At 42.0% G+C, this 21,778-nt stretch carries 20 protein-coding genes and 1 pseudogene; 17 read left to right on the plus strand and 4 right to left on the minus strand.

Translation table 11 applies throughout. From position 1 onward, the window contains the following. The first annotated feature begins 89 nt into the window (after positions 1-89). The 3 genes from M1P97_RS09460 to M1P97_RS09470 all read left to right on the plus strand — a co-directional run bounded on the left by M1P97_RS09460 (position 90) and on the right by M1P97_RS09470 (position 2,676). Positions 90-1,274 carry a S1 family peptidase gene (locus M1P97_RS09460; protein ID WP_249388931.1) on the plus strand — a complete coding sequence of 395 codons (1,185 nt, stop codon included), beginning with the start codon at positions 90-92 and terminating at the stop codon, positions 1,272-1,274. A gap of 61 nt (positions 1,275-1,335) precedes the next feature. After that, on the plus strand, positions 1,336-1,902 hold the full coding sequence (locus M1P97_RS09465) for a hypothetical protein (RefSeq protein WP_249388932.1): 567 nt from the start codon (positions 1,336-1,338) through the stop codon (positions 1,900-1,902). A 135-nt stretch (positions 1,903-2,037) separates the two neighbouring features. Next, entirely contained in the window at positions 2,038-2,676 is a 639-nt protein-coding gene (locus M1P97_RS09470; RefSeq protein WP_249388933.1) for a hypothetical protein, read from the plus strand. Positions 2,677-2,692: 16 nt separating this feature from the next. On the opposite strand, the gene M1P97_RS09475 is transcribed toward M1P97_RS09470, so the two are convergent. From M1P97_RS09475 to M1P97_RS26270, 4 genes and pseudogenes are all read right to left on the minus strand, one after another. After that, positions 2,693-3,607 carry an MBL fold metallo-hydrolase gene (locus M1P97_RS09475; protein ID WP_249388934.1) on the minus strand — a complete coding sequence of 305 codons (915 nt, stop codon included), beginning with the start codon at positions 3,605-3,607 and terminating at the stop codon, positions 2,693-2,695. 127 nt (positions 3,608-3,734) lie between these two features. Next, on the minus strand, positions 3,735-6,545 hold the full coding sequence (locus M1P97_RS09480) for a M16 family metallopeptidase (protein WP_249388935.1): 2,811 nt from the start codon (positions 6,543-6,545) through the stop codon (positions 3,735-3,737). Between the two features lie 16 nt (positions 6,546-6,561). Then, positions 6,562-7,149 (minus strand): HU family DNA-binding protein, encoded by a 588-nt coding sequence (locus M1P97_RS09485; RefSeq protein WP_195370428.1) that lies wholly within the window; start codon positions 7,147-7,149, stop codon positions 6,562-6,564. Between the two features lie 335 nt (positions 7,150-7,484). After that, positions 7,485-7,613 (minus strand): annotated as a pseudogene (locus M1P97_RS26270) (DUF3863 domain-containing protein); the annotation flags it as partial. Positions 7,614-7,755: 142 nt separating this feature from the next. Between M1P97_RS26270 and M1P97_RS09490 the strand changes: the two are divergent. From M1P97_RS09490 to M1P97_RS09555, 14 genes are all read left to right on the plus strand, one after another. Further along, complete coding sequence (locus M1P97_RS09490) at positions 7,756-8,148, plus strand: Crp/Fnr family transcriptional regulator (RefSeq protein ID WP_195370427.1); 393 nt, start codon at positions 7,756-7,758, stop codon at positions 8,146-8,148. A gap of 26 nt (positions 8,149-8,174) precedes the next feature. Next, on the plus strand, positions 8,175-8,429 hold the full coding sequence (locus M1P97_RS09495) for a hypothetical protein (RefSeq protein ID WP_249388936.1): 255 nt from the start codon (positions 8,175-8,177) through the stop codon (positions 8,427-8,429). A gap of 70 nt (positions 8,430-8,499) precedes the next feature. Beyond that, complete coding sequence (locus tag M1P97_RS09500) at positions 8,500-10,356, plus strand: coiled-coil domain-containing family 149 protein (RefSeq protein WP_249388937.1); 1,857 nt, start codon at positions 8,500-8,502, stop codon at positions 10,354-10,356. A gap of 153 nt (positions 10,357-10,509) precedes the next feature. Beyond that, positions 10,510-10,917 (plus strand): DUF3244 domain-containing protein, encoded by a 408-nt coding sequence (locus M1P97_RS09505; protein WP_249388938.1) that lies wholly within the window; start codon positions 10,510-10,512, stop codon positions 10,915-10,917. Positions 10,918-11,308: 391 nt separating this feature from the next. Further along, on the plus strand, positions 11,309-12,187 hold the full coding sequence (locus M1P97_RS09510; RefSeq protein WP_195370424.1) for a FimB/Mfa2 family fimbrial subunit: 879 nt from the start codon (positions 11,309-11,311) through the stop codon (positions 12,185-12,187). 42 nt (positions 12,188-12,229) lie between these two features. Beyond that, positions 12,230-13,303 (plus strand): FimB/Mfa2 family fimbrial subunit, encoded by a 1,074-nt coding sequence (locus M1P97_RS09515; RefSeq protein ID WP_195370423.1) that lies wholly within the window; start codon positions 12,230-12,232, stop codon positions 13,301-13,303. A 12-nt stretch (positions 13,304-13,315) separates the two neighbouring features. Further along, the gene (locus M1P97_RS09520; protein WP_195370422.1) at positions 13,316-14,353 is read left to right on the plus strand and encodes a hypothetical protein; all 1,038 of its coding nucleotides are present in this window, start codon (positions 13,316-13,318) and stop codon (positions 14,351-14,353) included. Between the two features lie 13 nt (positions 14,354-14,366). Next, a complete protein-coding gene (locus tag M1P97_RS09525; RefSeq protein ID WP_249388939.1) occupies positions 14,367-15,869 on the plus strand; it encodes a FimB/Mfa2 family fimbrial subunit in 1,503 nt (500 codons plus the stop codon). Between the two features lie 141 nt (positions 15,870-16,010). Beyond that, complete coding sequence (locus M1P97_RS09530) at positions 16,011-17,561, plus strand: HAL/PAL/TAL family ammonia-lyase (RefSeq protein WP_249388940.1); 1,551 nt, start codon at positions 16,011-16,013, stop codon at positions 17,559-17,561. Next, on the plus strand, positions 17,558-18,286 hold the full coding sequence (fabG, locus tag M1P97_RS09535) for a 3-oxoacyl-ACP reductase FabG (protein ID WP_249388941.1): 729 nt from the start codon (positions 17,558-17,560) through the stop codon (positions 18,284-18,286). Before M1P97_RS09530 ends, fabG begins: the two co-directional genes overlap by 4 nt. A gap of 11 nt (positions 18,287-18,297) precedes the next feature. Next, a complete protein-coding gene (locus M1P97_RS09540; RefSeq protein WP_249388942.1) occupies positions 18,298-19,521 on the plus strand; it encodes a beta-ketoacyl-[acyl-carrier-protein] synthase family protein in 1,224 nt (407 codons plus the stop codon). Between the two features lie 18 nt (positions 19,522-19,539). Next, entirely contained in the window at positions 19,540-19,785 is a 246-nt protein-coding gene (locus M1P97_RS09545) for an acyl carrier protein (protein ID WP_075559539.1), read from the plus strand. Continuing rightward, a complete protein-coding gene (locus M1P97_RS09550; RefSeq protein WP_249388943.1) occupies positions 19,778-20,671 on the plus strand; it encodes an LpxL/LpxP family acyltransferase in 894 nt (297 codons plus the stop codon). Before M1P97_RS09545 ends, M1P97_RS09550 begins: the two co-directional genes overlap by 8 nt. Positions 20,672-20,691: 20 nt before the next feature. Then, positions 20,692-21,777 carry a methyltransferase gene (locus tag M1P97_RS09555; RefSeq protein WP_249388944.1) on the plus strand — a complete coding sequence of 362 codons (1,086 nt, stop codon included), beginning with the start codon at positions 20,692-20,694 and terminating at the stop codon, positions 21,775-21,777. Position 21,778: the final 1 nt, after the last annotated feature.

Genomic DNA, 21,778 nt, shown 5'->3' on the forward strand with positions numbered 1-21,778 from the left:
ACTGTCGTATATTTGAATTTTGAAGTAGTAATGTATTCTCAATATACCCGTATGTTTGTTGAATAGTATCAATATTAAAAGGGAAAGTCATGAGAAAAACATTATTCAGTTTATTGGCATTAATAGCCATGTTGTTAGTAGTATCCTGTACGGATAATTTAATGGATAATCCAGTTGAGGATGTGAATGTAATTGAACAGAGCTTGGTGGAGACCGAAAAACAAGCCTTAATATTAGGAGAAAACTTGTTGAAATCGTTTCCAAGAGTAGAAACTAGGTCAGGAGAACAACCAAAATATCCCGATTATTATGGTGGTGCCTATATTAATAAAGATAAACGTTTTGTTATTCTTGTTAAAGGGGATACAGCGGTATATAAAAAAGATTTTGTTAAACGGACACAAAGTAGCGACATTTTGGTTGTATCTTGTGATTACTCTTATGGAAAATTAAATAAAGTAATAGAAGAATTAAAAATTTTGTATCTGGACGAAAATAATAGAGCGACTATTGATGCAACAACGATGCGTGCGTTCTCTCTAAACACTGTGGAGAATAGAATTAATATTAAACTGGAAGATTTATCAGCAGATAAGATAAGTCTTTTTAAACAAACTGTTTTAGACTCTCCTACTTTTGTTTTCAAAAAAAGTAATGGAGTTCCAGTTTTTGAAGCAAACTTAAAACCGGGTGGGGCAGTATGGAACACTCCAAGTACATTGACGGGGTTGGCTTCAATAGGATACAGAGCAAAACAGTATGGAATTCCGGGTATTGTTGTGTCTTCACATTTTCTTCCTTATAGTGGTACGGGACTTTATCATAATGGAATGCAAATAGGAACCTGTTTATCAAGTACAATGTCAGGAAGCGTTGATGCAGCATTTTGTGAAGTCTATTCTGGCAGTACTATTGGACAAATAACACAATACGGAAATAAATCTTTAGCTTCTTCTTTAGGTAATTTGTGGTCAGGTGGTAGTGTCTATATGGAGGGTGCAACTACACAAAGAGCTTCTAGTGGTTCTATACAAGATGTGGACGACAATGGAGAATTTGAGTTTAAAATAGGTTCAACTGGATCAACTCAAAGGGTCTATCTTACAAATGTTGTAAGAACAAACTACGCCAGTGGCCCAGGTGATAGTGGAGGTGTTGTTTACGACAGTTATAATAAACCTTTGGGTATTCATTGTGCAGCATCGGTATATGGAGAAAGATATTTTATAAAGGGTAGTGAAATAAATAGAGTATTAAATCTCACAATGTATTAAGATTATCTACTAATGAGTGGGGAGAGTTCTCCCCACTTGTATTTTATAATTAAAATAAGATATGAAAAATTGTGTTATCTGTATTATAATTTTCTTGTTTATTTTTTCTTGTGGCAAGAGGCAGAATAATTCAGAGCAAGTCTCAGTAAACAGTGAGGTTTTACTAAACCGTGAAAAAGATGCTTTGGTGTTGATTAATAGTATAGCTTCTTTTTGTAAAATAGATGGAGATAATTCTCTTTTTGGATATCAGGATTATTGTGGAGGACTTTATATTGATGAGTTTAAAAATGTTGTAATTATTATCGTTGGTGATACGAATTTGCATAGGAAAGCAATAGCTAAAAAGATCGGTAGAAATGATTTTCTTGTGCAATCGGGAAAATATTCTTATTCTATGCTGAAGTCTATTTTGAATGAGCTTGTTTCTTTTTATAAAAATGTTGATAATGATAGTATTATTCAGGAAGTTGGATTGAAACAATTTGGCTTAAGTATTCATAAAAATAGTATTTATATAAAGTTGAAAGATTGTAATCAAACGAAAATAGATTTATTTAAGGAAAAAATTATGAATGCTCCTGTATTTGTATTTGAAAATTCATCGGGACCTGCAATAATGGAATAAATAATATTGTTTTTATGCTTGTTAGAAAAGGTTTTAGGTTGAATTTACTTGTACTTTCCTAAGAGGAAAATAGGATGGTTTATCTAATAATTTTTGTATTGTATATTCAGATTCTAATTAATATAGTAGGTGTCTATGAAGCTAGGAATAAGACAACAGGTGAAGTTTATTATATTTTTTCTTTCTTTTTTGTATTACTCATGTCGTGATAAATCTAAGTCTGATACTGATATATGTCCAGGAGAAATAAAGTATTCATGCAAGAATGATACTTTTATTGGCTTTTCAATGCTTGAAAATGAGCAATATGCGAAGAATGAGATACGTATGAGGCAGCTGAATATAACAGGACAATATATTAAAATATTGAAGCGTATGACATTGGAAAATAGACTTCCTGACTATTATGGTGGTAGTTATAATAATAGTGATGGTGTTTTGACTATTTTGGTTACAGGAGATACAATAGAAAACAAACAAGATTTAGTAAAGATGTTGGAAGGTAGTGAGTTTATTGTACAATCTTGTGAATATTCATATAATGCCTTAATGCAAATTGTAGATAGTCTAAACGTAGTTATTTATAAGAAAGAGAATCAAATAAAACTGAATAACCTTAATCTTGATTATTGGGGGATATTGGAAGACAAAAATAGAATCGTTATAGTCATAGATAATTGTAATTCTCAGAAAATGAAGCTATTTAAAAAACAAATAATGGACTCTCCTTCCTTTATCTTTAGGAGTTCATCTGATAGTATAACTTTTCACTGATATAATCTAATGAATACTATTTCCCTGTCCGGATAACTTTTGATAAAAACTTGTATCCTCCGGAAATTTCATCTTTCACAATCTTTCCCGGTTGTGGAACCGGAACATGCATTCCTATTACAGTGATGTCCTTGTCGGCTAGGTATTCCAACACTTTGAGGCGTGTTTTTCGTGCCATGTCGGGATCGACGTCATAGGTTACCGATATCTCGGGGTGTGGCATCTGTATAGCCAGGGCATGTGTCAGGTCTCCCCATACCAGTAGCTTTTCGCCGCCGTCGGAGATGAGATACATTATATGTCCCGGGGTATGTCCGTAGGCCTCTATCGGGAAGATGCCGTCACCGTAATCCCCGTCGAGCGCAAGAGCTTGTACTGTTTTGACTTTCGTACCGTATTGTTCCTTTATCTTCTGCACTGTATGGAAATTTTTGCGCTGGTCGGGCGGGAATTTGTTCATTTCTACATCACTGCTCCAATAAGCCAGTTCTTTGTCGCCTACGGCTATCGATGAGTTTACGAAAACAGGATTTCCATCCAACAGCATCCCTCCTACATGGTCTCCATGCATATGTGTCAATAGTATTTGATCTACATCCTGGCATTCAATACCAAGATTCTTCATTTGCTCGAAAATTTTCCATCCGTAGCCGGTATCTATGAGCCATACCTTGCCTTTCCCTTTTACCAATACAACGTTTGTTGCGATCGGGAAGGTTCCGTTTGGAGCATATTTAGCGGTTATATCTGTTGGCGCGTCTATCAATAAGCCCGTCTCCGCATCTCCTGAACCTTCGGTAAATACAAACACTTCATAATCTCCCACTTTATAACCAGTGTTTAGTTCGGTTGTCAATTCTTGCGAATATCCATTAAAACTGATACACAAAAAGACAATAAGGATAGAAAATAAGTAAGATAAAGTTCTCATATTCGTAGTTTTCTGTACAAAAGTAAAATAAACAAAGTGATATTTCAATAAAATTGCCAAATTTAAAATAGGACAGAACTCGTATGAGATACTTTCTTATTTTAAATTTGGCGAATGTTATATCGTATTACGGCTCCATCACCACCGCGATACTATTTCCCTGGCCAAGTAGCTTTTTGGTGAAGGCCTGTATTTTGGCAGGAGTGATGCTGTTGACTGTTTCGACATATTTCGTTGCGGCGTCGAATCCTTTGTAGTAATAATTATCCAGCGTATTCAGCCAGTAACCATTTTCCTGTTGGTTCTCTGCATGACGTTTCAGGATATTGTCCTGCGTCTTTTTGAAATCTTCCGGACGCGGACCGATATCGGAGATACGTTTCAGTTCGTTGCGTACGATTGTGTTCATCTGTTCCCGTTTGTCAGGATCGGTGTCGAAATAAGCCTGCAGGAAGGTTTGTCCTTTGGGGAAAGAAGAGATACGGGCAGAGGTCTGTACACCGTATGTACCGCCTTCTTCTTCACGTACCTTTTCCATATACACCAGGTCGAGCACCTGTTTCAACATGGTGGCCGTGATGATGTTTTCCAGGTTGTAATCCATTTCTCCGGAATAGAAGTTTACGACGGAAGCTTTCGGGGTTTCCATCTGACGTTTGAAACGATTTACGTATTCACCTTTACGGATGGGGGGAACCTCTTTTACATTTCCCTGTTCTATTTTACCGTTGGCAGGCAGAGTTGCCAGATATTGTTCCACCAATGGACGGATACTGTCGGTATTGATGTTTCCTACGAAAGTAAAGACAAAACCGGAGGCATCGCCGAAGCGTTCCTTGTACATTTCCATGATACGCGGATAACTGATATTCTTGAAATCGGCCGGATCGATACGCATGGCACGCGGGTTATTATTATAGATCGCTTTCGTCAGTGAGTCGCTGAAGGCTACCATCGGATTCAGTTCCACATTTTTCAACTGGGCGATCATACGGTTTTCAAAAGATTTGTACGCTTCTTCATCCATACGCGGAGCCGTGAAATTGAGGTAGATCAACTCGAATAACGTCTTCAGGTCGGAAGGTGTGGATGAGCCGTTCACGTTTTCGCTATCCATTCCCAGTGAAGTAGAGCAGGATACTTTCTTGCCGGCCAGCATCTTGTTGAGGTCGATAGCCGAGAAATTTCCCAAGCCACCCAGGTCGATGACTTCGTTGAATACTTTCAGGTTGTCGATATCCTTATTTCCGAATAAGGTGCTTCCGCCCGGGCTGGTTGCCGTCATAATGATCTCGTCTTTTTTGAAATCGGTATGTTTCAGTACTACTTTAATCCCGTTATTTAAGGTCAGTACGGTGGCACCGAACAAAGGATCTTCCTTGCTCTCCGTGATTTTACCCGGGGCGGGTAGTTCCGAGATTAAAGGTTCGTTCGAAAGTGTTTCTTTATAAGGTTCTACCGGAATACGTTGCGCTTTCATAAAATCGCGGAGCAGCTGTTCGTCGGTAGGATAAGTGACACCTTCCTTTTCCGGGCCGGTCAGGCTGATAACGATATTCCGTTCGCCGATCATATCCTGGATATATTTGTTGACCTGTTCAACCGGGACAGCCTGGGCGATCTGCCCGATCAACGCGTATTCCGTTTCAATACCCGGAATATATCCACCTTCGGTAAAGTGGCGTACATATTCGTTGGTGAAGGCACTGTTACGTTGTTTGTCGCGGTCGTTGTAAAGCGATTCGTATTGTTTGAGCACGTTGATACGGGCCCGGTCGTATTCAGAAGGAGTGAAACCGAAACGTTTTACGCGTTCTGTCTCTGTGACCAGCGCATTCATGGCAGAGTCCACTTCATTGTCTTTAACCAATGCGGCTACCGACCAGGCACCTTTTGTCTTCGATATCATATAATCGCCGTCTGAAGCTTGTGCTGCAACGAAGGGGGGATTGGCTTTCTGCACCATTTCGTTGAAACGTTCGTTCATCATCGTGGCTGCAACGCTTTGGATATAATCTTTTACCACTCCGGCAATCGTACCATACATCTCCTGCGGCATCTTTTCATGTTTGTAGAAGATAGACAGGATCGTGTTCGAGGCCTCCTTATCGGTAGCAATGGAGATTAGCGGCATATCGTTGTCTGCCACTTCAAACATTTTGCGGGGAGCCGGATTTACCGGAGCCGGGATATCGGCAAAGATCTTTTTAACAGCTGCTTCCACTTTATCGACATCGATGTCTCCAACAATGATAATGGCCTGCAGGTCGGGACGATACCATTTGTGGTAGTAGTCGCGTAGTTCGTTCGGTTTGAAGTTGTTGATCACATCGATCGTTCCGATCGGCATGCGGTGAGCATAACGGCTGTCCGGATACATCTTCGGCAGTTGCTGCTCCCAGAGACGTGCCTGCGCATCCTGACGCGTACGCCATTCCTCACGGATCACGCCCCGTTCTTTCTCTATGGCGGAATCGGCCAGTGTGATGAAGTTCGACCAGTCATGCAGAATCAACAGGCAGGAGTCTACTACGCTTTCACGGGTGACCGGAGCATTCATGATCATATACACTGTCTCATCGAAGCTGGTATAAGCATTGAAATTCTCGCCGCCGCGCATACCTACACTCTCGGTGAATTCGTCCATCCCTTTATCCGGAAAGTTTTTTGATCCGTTGAAAGCCATATGTTCCAGGAAGTGTGCCAGTCCGCGCTGGTTCTCTTCTTCCAATATGGAGCCTACGTTTTGCGCAATATAGAAGTCGGCTCGCTCTTTAGGTAGTTCGTTGTGACGGATATAATACGTCAATCCGTTCGACAGCTTACCGTAGCGAACCTGCGGATCGATAGGCAGTGGTTGCATTTCCTGTTGTGCTGCCAGTTGGAAGAGGCAGAAGAAGCTTAACAGGGAAAAGATTAAAAATTGTTTTTGTTTCATTCGGTTATTAATTAGTTTATTCATTATTAATCGGTAATACATACATGACATGCGTTCCGCCTCCTATTTTGGAAAGAACACCTTTCTCGACAAATCGTTTTATGTCGGCAACGGCACGATAACGCGAACAACCATTCAATTCAGCATAATCGAGTGTTGAAATCCGCTTGTTTCGTTGCAGGAAGTCCAACATCTTCTTTTCCCGTTCGTCGAGTGTCAGTTTAGCCGGAGTCTTAACATGTTCGAGTTCTGCATTTTTTAATCCTTCTTTCAGCTTTTCCGAGCAACGGAAATTTACTCCGTCCACCATAACCGTCATTCTCTTTCCGTCGGCAGACGGCTGGGTACGGAGTGAAGGTGAGAAATATCCCAGTTCCTCCAGTTCCACATGCTGACCGCTTTCCAGGCATAGGGTGATGGCCCATGCAAAAGAGTCGAGCACCGCTTTTACGTCTGCCGAGGAGATTGTAGACCGGGAGCAGATCATTTTGCATAGATAGTCCATTTTCGCTGTACCGTCGGATACTGCCCGTGCATGACTTAATTTCTTCCCTTGCCGGCTCTTCGGCTGCGGAGTCTCATGCACTTTGAATTTTATTCCCATTCTTATTCTTGTTTTATACTAATGTGTCTGTAAAAACAATGTGATGTCACTCTGGTTTCCTGCCGACATAATTTCTTGTCGATAATTGTGGGCAAGCCTGTTGATGATTATGAACAAGCTTGTCGACAATTGTAAGCAGGCCTGTCGATAATTATCGGCAACCAAAAAGGATAAAGACAAATATACAACACAATGTAGGGAATTGTTCCCCACGTAGGGATAATTATGGAATATTTGTACAATACTTTATTTGTTTGTCGATAGAATTGAAGATATTCTGCCAGTCGATGCATCTTTCCGCTGTCTCTTTAGCGAATGACAATATGTTCCTTGTTTTACTGTTTTATAATCTGATTGATCCGATTCATCAGACTCCAGTCTTCCAGCCCGGAACCACGTTCTTCAAAGCAATAGTTCCAATTATCGTTCGATTTGTAATGTTCTCGCCAGATAGTTCCGAATTCTCCAAAAGACGTATCGGTACTATACTATTTGTTATTATGTTGAAATGAATACAAATAGTGTATAAGATAATGCGATACCTTTGTTACAATTAACCCATCTCCTTTTGGTAAGTGACCAATTGGGATATTTAACTAAAATATCATGGAAACATCGAACATCGCATTATTAATAGAACAATCGATCAATGTAATAGACTCTATAAATAGAGGGGTACGATTAACATCAGAGGAACAACAATTTTTTTGTGACCATTTTGAGCGTCAGGAAATAAAAAAAAATGAATTTGCTATTCAGATAGGTGATTTTGAAAAGTATCTATATTTTATCGAAAGTGGTATTCTACGCTATTGGACAAAAGAAGCCGAAGGAGATCCTGATAAGGAAATAACATTTTGGTTTTCCTTCCCGGGTGAATTCGCAAACTCGTATTTCTCCCTGAGGCAGGGACAACCTAAAAATATACCACTAAAATATTTAGCATCTTACATCGGTGTAACGCCACAAAGATTGAGCCAGATAAGAAAAAAAATTTGAAGAGATCATTTAAACATAACTTATATGTGACAATATTTGCTATTGTTTATGAGTTATGGTTGATAAAATCTATTGGTAAAGGCATTATTAAAGTGCTCACCAGCCAACGCCGAGTGGGTAAAAATTATTATGTGGGTCAGAAAGATAACCAAGAGATTGGTTTTGTCGCTTTAAAGCAAGGAAAGGAAGTGTATATACAGGTTACTTACCTTATTCCGGATGAGAAAACTCGGGAACGTGAGTTTGGGAATCAAGAAATCAAGCCTACTTCTATGATATAATCTATATAATAGTACCTGAATTAATGGAAAAATTACTAATTTTCCACCTTGAATAACACACAACAAACGAATGAAAAGCGCTTTTTACCTTATACTCTGTCTGTTAACCTTTGTGATGTGTAATAAACGCTTTGAAGTGTTGCCGTCTGAGTTGGTGCATGCCGATTCATTAATGCAGAGCCATCCGGACAGTGCTCTGGCTATTCTTGATTCAATGGAGATACCAGCTCCAGAAAATGAATTAGAGTATGCTACCTGGTGTTTGCTTACGACACAGGCTCGTGATAAAAACTACATAAAGCATACATCAGATTCTTTAATAAATATAGCACTCGAATATTTCGAAAAACAGGATGACCCGGTAAGGAAGGCTACTACATTATATTATGAAGGGCGTGTAAACTTTGATATGAATAGGGCGGAGGAGGCCGCTACTTTCTATTTGCGTGCACGGGATGTGGCAAAGAATACAAAGGATTATAATTTACTCTGTTTGATAAACTCCCATCTGGGAACATTATATCTTCACAGAGACTTATGTACTCAAACAACTGAGGCCTATAAGCTTGCCCATGATTATTCACTGTTATTAGGAGACAGTGGTACTATATCATATTCTTTTTCTTATTTGGGGCGTGCTTCTATTATCTGTGGAGATATGGAGAAAGCTGTGGGTTATTATAAAGAAGCTATAGGTATTGCTGAAAAATGTCGAAGTCAAAGGGCTTTAATTTCGGCTTGTGCAGAAATAGCAATGGCATATACCAGAATGGGGGCGTTGGATTCATCCTTGTATTATCAGGTAAAATCGTTAGGTATAGATGAAAGGTCTGGCTCTCTTGATTTTTCTCAGATACGTTTAGGTATAGGAGAGACATATCGGTTGATGGGACAGTTTGATTCAGCTTATTATTATTTAGAAAGTGCGTTGAATACCACGAATGTATATGTCAAAAGAAATGCAAGCCAGGAATTATACTATTTGTATCGTGATTTCGGAAAATATAAAGAAGCAATAGCACATAATGATTTATATCGAATGTATATGGATTCGGTAGAGAATATAAATCGTAGTATGAAGGTGACTGAAATACAGGTGAAGTATGACCGGCAAAAGCTTTTAAATGAAAATAATCAATTGTTGATTCAGAAAAGTCATTTTATAAAAAGTGCTTTGTCTATTCTGATCTTATTGCTTATACTAATCGGCTCATTGATATTTGTTTACCAACGTAAATTGTTGCGTAAAGAACGTGATGTTCAGGAAACGAAAAAGCAGTTACAGTCTCATTTGGTTCATTTGCGTGAGAATGAGGTAGATATCAGGAGAAATGAAGATCTGATCAAATCGTTATCTCTGCAAATAGAAGAGAATACGGAATTGCAGGAGTCTTTGCAGGATAGGATTTTTGAAATTGAATGTATTCGCCAAAAGAATGAATCACTACTTGGTCAAAATAAGCTTTTACAGGAGAATATAGAGAATTACATTTATAAGTTACAAGAAAAAGGAATAGAGATAGAGACTTATGAGTGTTTGGCAATTCAAAATACGGTTTTACATGACCGTGAAAAGTTTCTTTGTAATGAATTGGTTAAACGGATAGAAACGTTAAATAACCTGGCAGTATCTCCTCGTTATATAACAGATGATAAGTGGAATGAAATCTTCGATTTAGTGAATATGGTCTATGAGGATTTAACTTATCGCCTGCAGAAAGACTTCCCCACATTAACGGATAGTGATCTCCGGATTTGTTGTCTGATAAAATTGCATTTGGGCAACTCCGTTATAGCTACATTAACGGGAATCTCCCCTTCTTCCGTAACTAAACGGAAACAACGTTTAAAAGAACGAATCAGCCAGCATTTGATTACTCCCTTGGATAGGGAAATTTCAGTCGATGCTTTTCTTTGGGAATATTGAAAAATGATTTGTCCGTATTCTACGAATATGGCAATCTGTAATTGTCTTATATATAGCCATTTGTGGTTTGTGGATGTCCACGTCGATCCTTTCCTTGTTTGTTGTAAAACATATATCTTTGCTATGTATTAATCATTTTAAATAATTAAAATCATGGTAAAGGGTAAAAAAATGTTTACATGGATTGTATGTGTATTTTTTGTACTTATTTTTAGTGGATTAATAGTACAGGATTTATCTGCAAAGACAATGTCTGTAGTTACATTTGGTGGCTGGTGGACAGAAGGGCATCGTTCTGCTTCTGCAAAAGTCCCTATTTCTGCTTTTGTTAATGGAGATATCTTATCTATTCAAAGTTCCAGTCAACGTTCTGATATAGTTGTACGTATATCGAAAGATGGAATTATTCTTTACGAAGCGAAAGTTTCGGCTTCAGAAACAGATTATGCTATGATTGATTTAGGTGGCTTTGATGCGGATACTTATGTTCTCGATCTGACAAATCAATGGGGCGACCACCTGCATGGAGTATTTGAAAAAGAAGGAGGTAATAGTCTATAAGCAATAAGATGTTTGAAAAGTTTTTTGAGTGTATGGGGAACTAACAGATTTAGTTAGTCGTAAAATTGGATGAATAGAGTTTATATTTTATATAAGCTCTATTCTTTTTTTGTTACCTTTCGATTTCTTTGTCTGATTTCCTTTATCTTCCAAGGTGTTTTTAATGGTTTTCCACTATAATTATATGTGAAATCGGATATATATTACTTTAACTTTTAAAGGGCTGATTTTTAACCAAAAAGGAGATTCTGTTTTTAAACAAATCTTTTACATCTTCTGTTCTATATACAAATCGAAAAAAATATACTTCCTCTGTCCTTTATTGGTGTTTAAAATGACTTTGGTCGGTATTTTAGGTATTAAGTTAATCACAAGATAAATTTGTTTTGTTATGAGAAGAATTGTGTATTTTCTTCATGCCATTGGTATGCTTTTTTTGTTCTCGTCTTGCATAAAAGAAGATATGGATGATTGTGTGATAACACATACTGTAAAAGTATATGTAAAGGATAAGAATTATTCAAATATAGAAAGTGTTTTTCAGCTAGTAAAAAAAGATGAAAACTTACCTTATCGTGCTTTTATAGGTACGATATATTATCAGTTACGCGATATAAAAACGGGGAAAATTGTTGAAGAAAAATTAGATAATGCGTTAAGTGATGGTGACCAGTTTTATACAATTAAGTTCAATAATATACCTCAGGGTGATTATAATCTTACTGTATGGGGTAACATACAATCGGAAACGGCAATGACAACCGGAATGTTGCATAATAACGGTAATGAGTTGACAGATACGTATGTTGCCAATAAAAATATCTCTTTTACTTCTGAAACTTTTTCTGATTTGTTAATGTTGGAGAGGGCTAAAGGTGATTTACTTTTGTTATGCTCGAATTTTCCATCCGGGATAACGCAGGTAGAACAAAAAGTTACCTCATTATATGATACGGTAGATCCTTACCTGAAGTATATGGGAAATACGACCGTTCTCAAAACAGGGCCTGTTAAACCATTGATTGAGACTATGCTGGCGCCTTCTGTAACGGGAGGAAGTTCGAAATTGCATCTTCGGTTCTTTTCCAACACGGCTACGGATGCATCTAAAGAACTTGTTGTTCCTGAAATACTTCTTGTTATGAAACGGAATTATATAACAGCTATAGAGGCTAACTATAATAAAATTACCGGCGCTCTGGAGATATGGACGTATATTAATGAAGAATGGACTATGGTTCATCAGTTGGATATCTTAAACACCAAATAATATTTTCTTTTTTCTAGTTATTTACTTAATAATTTTCGGCTTATGAAAAGTGTTGTTTTTTTATCAGTAATTTCTTTACTAATGCTTGCCTCATGTTCAAATGAAGACAATGCAGATCCAGTAGAGAGTGAAAATGGTTCAGTGACTTTTGAACTGTCAGCAGTGAATGAGATAGAGAGTGGCTCGGTGACACGTGCTCCGGTTTATAGCCAGGAGGCTACGCAGCATGTTACGGAGGTGAATGTGTATGCATTTAAGAGCAGTGGTGCTGATTATTTGTTTGAGAAATCATACAATATCGCAGGCTGGACGGATGGAACGACTTTTAAACGTTTTTCCGTTCCGGAAGAGAACAAGCTGACTATGGGTGATTATAAATTTCTGGCGGTAGGGGTCGGAGCAGATAATCAGTTTACGATAACATCGCCTACTGTTTCCAGCACTAAGTTTGAAGACATGGTGGCTACTATTGCCGCGACAGGTGATGAAACTGAGATCTTCGCTGGTTCTACCCCTTACACGATCATTGCTCAGGGTAGTCGTGTCAGTATCCAGATGACCCGTAAAATAGCCGGTGTTCTGGGGTATTTCAAGAATGTACCGACAACAGTAGACGGAACTACAGTTAAGTACCTTCGGCTTTCGGTTTCGACCAGCAACAAAGTGACGAACCTTTCTACAGGTGCCGGATCGACAGCAGGAACCACTCCGTACAATATCATTGATATCGACCTTTCTACACAAGGAACGGCAAATGATGTTTATACCGGAAATACGGCTGGTGCTGGTGTTGTCAAAGTGGCGAATTCACAACTTAGTGGTAAATATCTGGTTCCTGTTAATGCTATTACAATGACTTTGGGCTTGTATGATGCGAGCGGAACAGCTCTCAGGACATGGGCGGTTTCTTCTCCCGGAACGGGAACGAGCTTCGATATTTTGGCCAATCATTTCTATACATTAGGTAGGAAAGTGACTTCGGGCAGTACTGTTGGGGATCCGGATGATCCGAATGATGACGATAACCCGATCGATTTGCTGACAGATCAAACAATCACGATCACTATTTCTCCTAACTGGATTGCTATTCACGATTTGGTTTTGCAGACTCCTTAAACTGAATGTCGTATGAATATTATGCGTCGGACAACAGATGTTTATTTTTGGGCCGCTCTCCTGGCTTCTTTATGGCTGGGAGGGTGTTCTACGGATGATATTCCTTTCGATCAGGAAGTCGGAACGGTTTCTGTTCCTTTGTCGATCATGGAAGAAGGGGGCAATCTTACCCGTGCGTTGGGAGACGCTACCCCTTCCGTGAATCGGGTATTGATCCTGCCGTTTAAAAAGACGAACGAATCCTTGGCGAATGATCCGGTTAATTTCGTACCGGATTATACAGCCGCCAAACAGATTGATATAAATGCATTTCCTTTGAATACGGCCATGCTCCGGATGTCTACCGGCTCCACATACCAGTTAATGGTGATAGGTTATAATCGGAATGATTATGATTTCGTTAATCCGACAGCTTCCGGGAGACGTTTCGATCTGGGAATAACCGGTCGGCCGTCAACTTTGGCTGATGTGAATTTGAAATTGATCAATGCTCCGGATGTTCCCGAACTTTTTTCTTGTATGGGTAATGGGTATAATGGGGCTGTTTTGGTTGGAGGATTATTTAAGCCAGAACAGATAAATAATATAAAAGGGACGTTAACCCGGATTTCCAGTGGTTTAACGCTGAATATCACCAATATTCCCGCCTATGTGACTTCTATCCGTTTGAGAGCCGAACAACTGGTAACAGCAGTGAAGGCTGCCGATGGTACTCCTGTCCAATGGCAGGTTGTCGGGGATACCGGATTAAGGACGCTGGGATTATTGACTCCCGTATCGGGGAAAGTTACATTCAACATGTTTATGTTGCCTACTTTGGATGCACGTAAAACCCTTTTGTACCTGGATGTGATTTATGCGGGTATTACGGAACAGTATACGGTAAAGATTGCGGATGTTCCAAATGTAGTCTCCGGCAATCGAATTATATTTTCACCAAACCATTGGGTGCGGATTGATGGTGATTACAACAAAATCAACCTGGGTTTTACTTTGTCCTATAATATTAATCTGGACGATAATGCCTGGGATGGTATTCAAAACTATTAAAAGAGTAACGAAGATGAAGACATTTATTCTTGTTTGGGTCGGTTTGCTTCCGCTTTTGCTTTTTGCAGCCTGTGAGAAGGAAGAATTGGTGCCTGTTGAAACGGAAAAGCCGACAGAGACTCCTGATGACGGAGGTTCGGGTGTTGTCCCGGAGGGATATTTTGTAGTGACATTCTCACCGGAGAGCGGTATGAGCCGAACTCCTGTGAGTGGCCTGGATGGGCGGGTTCGTCATCTTCGTTACCTTGTTTATAATGAATCGGGGATGTTTGTAAAGGAAAAAGAGGTGCTGCCTCTGACTTCCGGAACAACTACCTGGCCATTACCTGCTATACGAGATACTTTGCCAAAGGGAGTCTATACGGCTGTTTTTTTGGCAAACACGGATAAGAACCTATTCCCCTATCCGGTTACGGGAGGAGGACAAGGAGTGGCAGATGTACTACTTAATTACAAAGGGCAGATGTCGGATGCCCGTATCGTATTACCTAGTGGACCTTTTTCCGATACTTCGGAATATTATGAGGCGAAGGTGAGTTTTTCACCTACCACGCCGAATCCGTATATTGTGTTACAACGGATCATCGGAATGTTTAAGGTACATCGTAATTTTGTGGATGCACAGACAGCCCTGAATCAACTTGTTAATAATATCGTCACACAAATACAGTATAAGAATTATATACAAACCACAGTGGGAGGAACCGCTCCGGGCTCATTGCGATATTTGTTGAAGCAGATCCCGGCCCTTTCGCTTCTTGATGCGACAGTAAATGCTGTAGCCGATGCTTTGCTGATCCCTGTAACGAATGCTCTTTATGATATTTTGCTACAGCAACTGGTAAATCAGATCGGGATGGCGTTGACAGGAAATACGACTCAGCAAGGTGCATTGAGTGGCCTTGGAGTCTTGTTGAATCCCTGGGTGGGAGACTCTGCACGTACGGCTATTGTGAGTATCAATAATTTTCCAAAGTCGGTAGACTTGAATAATAATGTGATAGACTATTATTCCGGAGTGAATCGTTTCAGGTTTAACTTTACCGGTGGAACAGTATATGATGAAAAAGATATTCTTATTCGCGGTTTTCATGGAAGTTTCGATGTGCGGCGCATCAGTGCCATACGTGACGGGCTCATATCCGGTTTTCTGATCGAGAATACTATCGACGGCCCCCTTTTGTTGAATGGTGCCTTTATAGACATTACAGATCCTGTAACGGCCAATGTGGAAACGAACAGGCGTTATAAAGCCGATTATTCTTTTCTGGACTTGCGTCTTAAGTCGTATACACAACAAACAGATGGAAATCACTCGCTTACGCTGAATGTGAAACTTGGAAATATTGCAAATATAGATGGCATACTGGGAGGAATACCTTTGCTTGGCGGTATATTAAACTTAGTTTTGGCTCCGATAAAGAATATTACGATTTCTGTTCCTGTCAATTTACCATTGCTTGGCGTGGATAACCTGAGTGTGTCGGGTAGCTGGAGTGCGGTGACATCTTATTGATTTATTCATCTTTGACTTTCATCTTTTTGAGGAAAAGCCTGTAATGACAGATATGATGCTTATAACTTTAAGTTAAAGTGCTACTTAGCTTTGTATACTTGAGCAAAAGAACTACTTTTGCACGAGAATATAAAGATGCATATGTTGAAGGATATATTATATAACCCGGATGCTAACTTAACCCTGAATGATGTACGGGCCTTGTTGTTCCAGCAAAAGACACTTACATTATCCGCAGAAGCCTTGGAAAAAGTAAACCACAGTTATACTTTTCTGAAAAGTTTTTCGGCGGATAAGATCATTTATGGTATAAACACGGGTTTCGGGCCGATGGCTCAGTATCGCATTGAGGATGATTCCCTGAAACAATTACAATACAATATCATACGCAGTCACTCGACGGGCGCGGGTGCCCCGTTGTCTCCGTTGTATGTCAAGGCGGCAATGATTGCCAGGCTGATGACTTTCCTACAGGGGTATTCAGGTGTACATGTGGAATTGGTAGAGTTGTTGGTCGAGTTTATCAACAGGGATATTTGCCCTTACATTCCTGAACATGGTAGTGTGGGGGCCAGTGGCGACCTTGTGCAGCTTGCTCACATGGCGTTGACCCTGATCGGAGAAGGAGAAGTGTTCTATCGAGGGAAATGCTGCGATACGGCGGAGGTAATGAAGGAGAATGGGCTGAAGCCGTTCACCATGAAAATCCGCGAAGGATTGTCTGTTACGAACGGGACTTCGGTGATGACCGGTATCGGTATGGTCAACCTGATCTATGCAAAGCAATTACTGGCCTGGTCGGTGGTCGCTTCTGTTATGATGAATGAGATCGCTTCTTCATACGATGATTTTATGTCGCCTGCCCTGAATGGAACGAAGCAACATCAGGGACAACAAACGATAGCGCGTGCCATGCGTGAATGGGTAGCCGGAAGCAGCTCGGTGCGTAAACGGGAAAACGAACTCTATTGCCGTCATACCGAAAAGGTTTTTGAACACAAGGTGCAACCTTATTACTCACTGCGTTGTGTTCCGCAGATCCTGGGTCCGGTCCTGGACGAAATGCTCAATGCGGAAAAAGTGTTGGTAGACGAACTGAATTCGGCCTGTGATAATCCGATCGTCGACCCGGAGACTGAAAATGTATATCATGGCGGTAACTTCCATGGCGACTATATCTCTTTTGAAATGGATAAACTGAAAATAGCCGTTACGAAACTGACGATGCTTACCGAACGACAGTTGAATTATCTTTTCCATGATCGTATTAACGGTATCTTGCCTCCGTTTGTCAACCTGGGTGTACTGGGATTGAACTACGGTTTGCAGGCTTCTCAGTTTACGGCCACTTCCACAACGGCCGAGAGCCAGACGCTTTCAAATCCGATGTATGTACACAGCATTCCGAACAATAATGATAACCAGGATATCGTTAGCATGGGGACAAACTCGGCCCTGATTGCCAAAACTGTTATCGAAAATGGCTATCAGGTGATGGCAATCCATTATATGGCTATCGTACAGGCCGTAGATTGCCTGAAGATACAGGATAAGCTATCGCTCCGTACCCGGGATATTTACAATGAAATACGTAGCTTCTTCCCTGTGTTTACCGAAGATACGCCTAAATATAAAGAGATAGCGACAATGGTCGACTGGTTGAAGAATAAGAATATAGAACCAATTGTATGAAATACGCATTAGTGACAGGCGCAAGCCGGGGAATAGGACGTGCCGTCAGTTTGAAGCTGGCGGAGATGGGATACGTTATTCTGGTTAACTACCAAAACAACGATGCGGAAGCAGAACAGACCTTGCAGTTGATACGTGAGAAAGGTTCGGATGGCGAGTTGCTTAAATTCGATGTTACGAACGCTGAATCGGTGGCATCCACCCTGAGCGGGTGGATGGATAAGCATCCGGATGCTTATATCGAAGTGTTGATCAACAATGCCGGTATCCGTAAAGACAACTTGTTGCTTTGGATGACCGGCGAAGAGTGGCACCGGGTACTCGACATCAGTTTGTCCGGCTTCTTTAACGTTACGCAGCCTTTATTGAAGGACATGCTGGTGAAACGTTTCGGGCGAATTGTCAATATCGTTTCCCTGTCCGGTATCAAAGGAATGCCGGGGCAAACCAACTATTCGGCAGCTAAAGGCGGAATTATTGCGGCAACCAAAGCACTGGCCCAGGAGGTAGCCAAAAAGAAAGTCACGGTAAATGCGGTGGCCCCGGGTTTTATCCGTACGGATATGACGGGAGACCTGGATGAAGGCGAATTGAAGAAATTGGTTCCCGCCGGTCGTTTCGGCGAACCGGAAGAGGTGGCCGACCTGGTGGCTTTCCTTGTTTCGCCTGCTGCGTCTTATATTACAGGAGAGGTGATTTCTATAAACGGTGGGTTATATACCTGATATAAAGATTTATGAATAGAGTTGTAATAACAGGGATGGGTATTTACTCCTGCATCGGAAAGAATCAGGAGGAGGTAAAAACATCATTATATAAAGGGCAGTCAGGTATTGGTCTCGACCCGGTACGGAAAGAGTTCGGCTATCGTTCGGCATTGACCGGCCTGTTGGATAAGCCGAATCTGAAAGGCGTACTCGACCGCAGACAGCGTCTCGGCCTTCCCGAACAGGGCGAATATGCCTATTTGGCTACTGCGGAAGCTTTAGCACAGGCCGGGATAGACGACGAGTATCTGTCGAATCATGAGGTCGGTATCCTTTACGGTAACGATAGCAGTACGGCTCCTGTGATCAATGCGGTGGATATCATCCGCGAAAAAAAGAATACGGCGTTGGTCGGTTCGGGATCTATCTTTCAGAGCATGAACTCGACCGTCACCATGAACCTGTCGGTTATCTTCAAATTGCGCGGGGTTAATTTTACGATTTCCGGAGCGTGTGCCAGCGGTTCGCATGCGATCGGTATGGGCTATTTCCTGATCCGGTCGGGTATGCAGGATTGTATCGTATGCGGGGGAGCGCAGGAAGTGAATATGTATTCCGTCGGTAGTTTCGACGGACTGGCCGCTTTCTCTGTCAGGGAGGATCAGCCGGAAAAGGCTTCCCGTCCGTTCGACAAGGATCGCGATGGCCTGGTTCCCAGCGGGGGAGGTGCGACCGTTATTATAGAAAGTTACGAGTCGGCTAAGCGGAGAGGTGCCAATATCCTGGGCGAAGTGGTAGGATACGGATTCTCTTCCAACGGCGAACATATATCCGTCCCGAACGTGGACGGTCCGCGGCGTTCATTGGAAATGGCATTAAAAGACGCAGGTATGGCAGCCCGCGACATACAGTATGTGAATGCTCATGCCACTTCCACCCCTTTAGGCGACCTGAACGAGGCGAAAGCCATTGCGGAAGTTTTCGGGGAAGCAGCTCCGTATGTGGCTTCTACCAAGTCGATGACCGGACATGAGATGTGGATGGCAGGCGCAAGCGAAGTGATCTATTCCATGTTGATGATGCAGAACGGATTTATCGCTCCCAACCTGAACTTTACGGAACCGGACGAGGCTTCCGCTTTACTGAATATCCCGGCGGAGACTCAGCAACTCGAATTCGATACCTTCCTGTCCAACTCGTTTGGCTTCGGAGGGACCAACTCTACATTAATAATCACGAAATTCAAATCTTAGTAGTCAATAAGCAAACAAATGGCAAATACAGAATTAATTCAAAAAATAAACGAGAAACTATCGGAAGAGTTCGAAATAGATATTGAACTGATACAGCCCGATGCCCCGTTGATGCAGACACTCGAACTGGACAGTCTCGACCTGGTGGACATGGTCGTACTGGTGGAACATAACTTCGGGTTTACATTGAAGGCACAGGATTTTGTCGGGATTAAAACATTCCAGGACTTTTACGATTTCATAGACTCACGTGTGAATGAGTAACGATACAGGCTGGAAAGGTAAAACGCGTGGAGGTTCTTTCGGGTACCTCTTCTTTATTCTCTTGATAAAAGGACTGGGAGTAAAGGCGGCGTATGCGTTTCTTTGTCTGGTTGTGGTCTACTTTGTCCCGTTTGCCCCGAAGGCGACCCGGGCGATCCGGGGATATGCACGGCAGCGGTTAGGATATGGACGTCTACGTTCCGCCCGTTTTCTGTTGGTCAATTATTACCGGTTGGGGCAAACCCTGATCGATAAGGTGGCAGTCGGTGCAGGGATGGACAAACAATATACCTTCGATTTCGGTACGCAGTATCAGGATTTCCTGGAGGTATTGAACGGAAACGAAGGAGTAGTTATGATCGGTGCCCATGTAGGCAACTGGGAGATCGGCGCTCCTTTTTTCGATGAATACGGGAAGAAGATGAATATCGTGATGTTCGATGCCGAATATCAGAAGATCAAAGAACTGTTGGAAAAGAATACCAATGGGAAGAACTACAAGGTCATTCCTGTGAATGAAGATAACCTGACACATATATTCCGGATCAGGGATGTATTGAGTAAAGGAGAATATGTTTGTTTCCAGGGCGACCGTTATGTGGAGGGCTCGCAGGTCTTTACAGCGACTTTTCTCGGGAAAGAGGCCTCTTTTCCGGCAGGGCCGTTCCTGTTGGCTTCCCGCCTGGGAGTGCCTGTCGTATTTTATTTCGCTGTCCGTGAGAAGGGCATGCGCTATAAGTTTAACTTTGTACTGGCACAGCCGGAGAAGCGTGTCAAAGGGAAAGTGCCGGGGCAGGAATTGCTGAAGCAGTATGTATCGGCGTTGGAATCGGTTGTAAAACAATATCCGGAACAGTGGTTTAATTACTATGACTTCTGGAAATAAGAGATAGAATAAGAGAGAACATGGAATTATCATCTCCTCAAAAAGAAATATATGCAAAGGATCGTTTTTCGGCAGTACAGGCACAACGCCTGGCGCAGGAGATCGCTTTTGGCCCGGTAGTCTTCCAGGTGTCGCGCCTGATGATTAAATTCGGGATATTCGGCATGCTGCGGGAAGCGCAGAACGGTCTGACAATGGATGAGATCGTAGAAAAGGCAGGCCTTTCGCGTTATGCCGTGCAGGTGTTGCTGGAATCGTCGCTGACGATCGGGACCATCCTGTTGAAAGACGACCGTTTCTTCCTCGGGAAAGCCGGCTGGTTCCTGTTGAACGATGAAATGGCACGGGTGAATATGGATTTCAACCACGACGTGAACTATCTGGGACTTTTCCACCTGGAAGAGGCCTTGCTTACCGGCAAGCCCGAAGGCCTGAAAGTGTTCGGCAACTGGCCGACCGTCTACGAAGGTTTGTCCAGCCTGCCCGAAAAGGTGCAGGAGAGCTGGTTCGGCTTCGACCATTTCTATTCCGACAACTCCTTTAAGCAGGCGTTGGAGATTGTTTTCGCCGGGTCGGTACGTACGTTATTGGATGTGGGTGGCAATACCGGGCGTTGGGCGACTCAATGTGTAGCCTGGTCACCGGAAGTGGAGGTCACCATTATGGATCTGCCCCAGCAGCTGGAAATGATGCGGGAGCAGACAAAGGAGCTCGAAGGGGCGGACCGTATTCACGGGTATGCTGCTAACTTGTTGGATGAGGAGACCCGTTTTCCGAAACCGTTCGATGCGATCTGGATGAGCCAGTTCCTCGACTGTTTCTCGGAAGAGCAGGTACTGAGTATCCTGACACGCGCCGCGGGTTCGATGAACGCCGACAGCCGCCTGTATATCATGGAGACATTCTGGGACCGCCAGCGTTTCGAGACGGCCTCTTATTGTCTGGCGCAGATCAGCCTTTATTTCACGGCAATGGCCAATGGCAACAGCAAGATGTATTATTCCGGCGATATGGCCCGCCTGGTGGAAAAAGCCGGACTGACGATCGAACGGATGCACGACGGGCTCGGTCTGGGGCATAGTATTATGCAATGTAAACTCAAATGAA

Source organism: Parabacteroides leei (assembly GCF_023369805.1).
GTDB lineage: Bacteria > Bacteroidota > Bacteroidia > Bacteroidales > Tannerellaceae > Parabacteroides > Parabacteroides leei.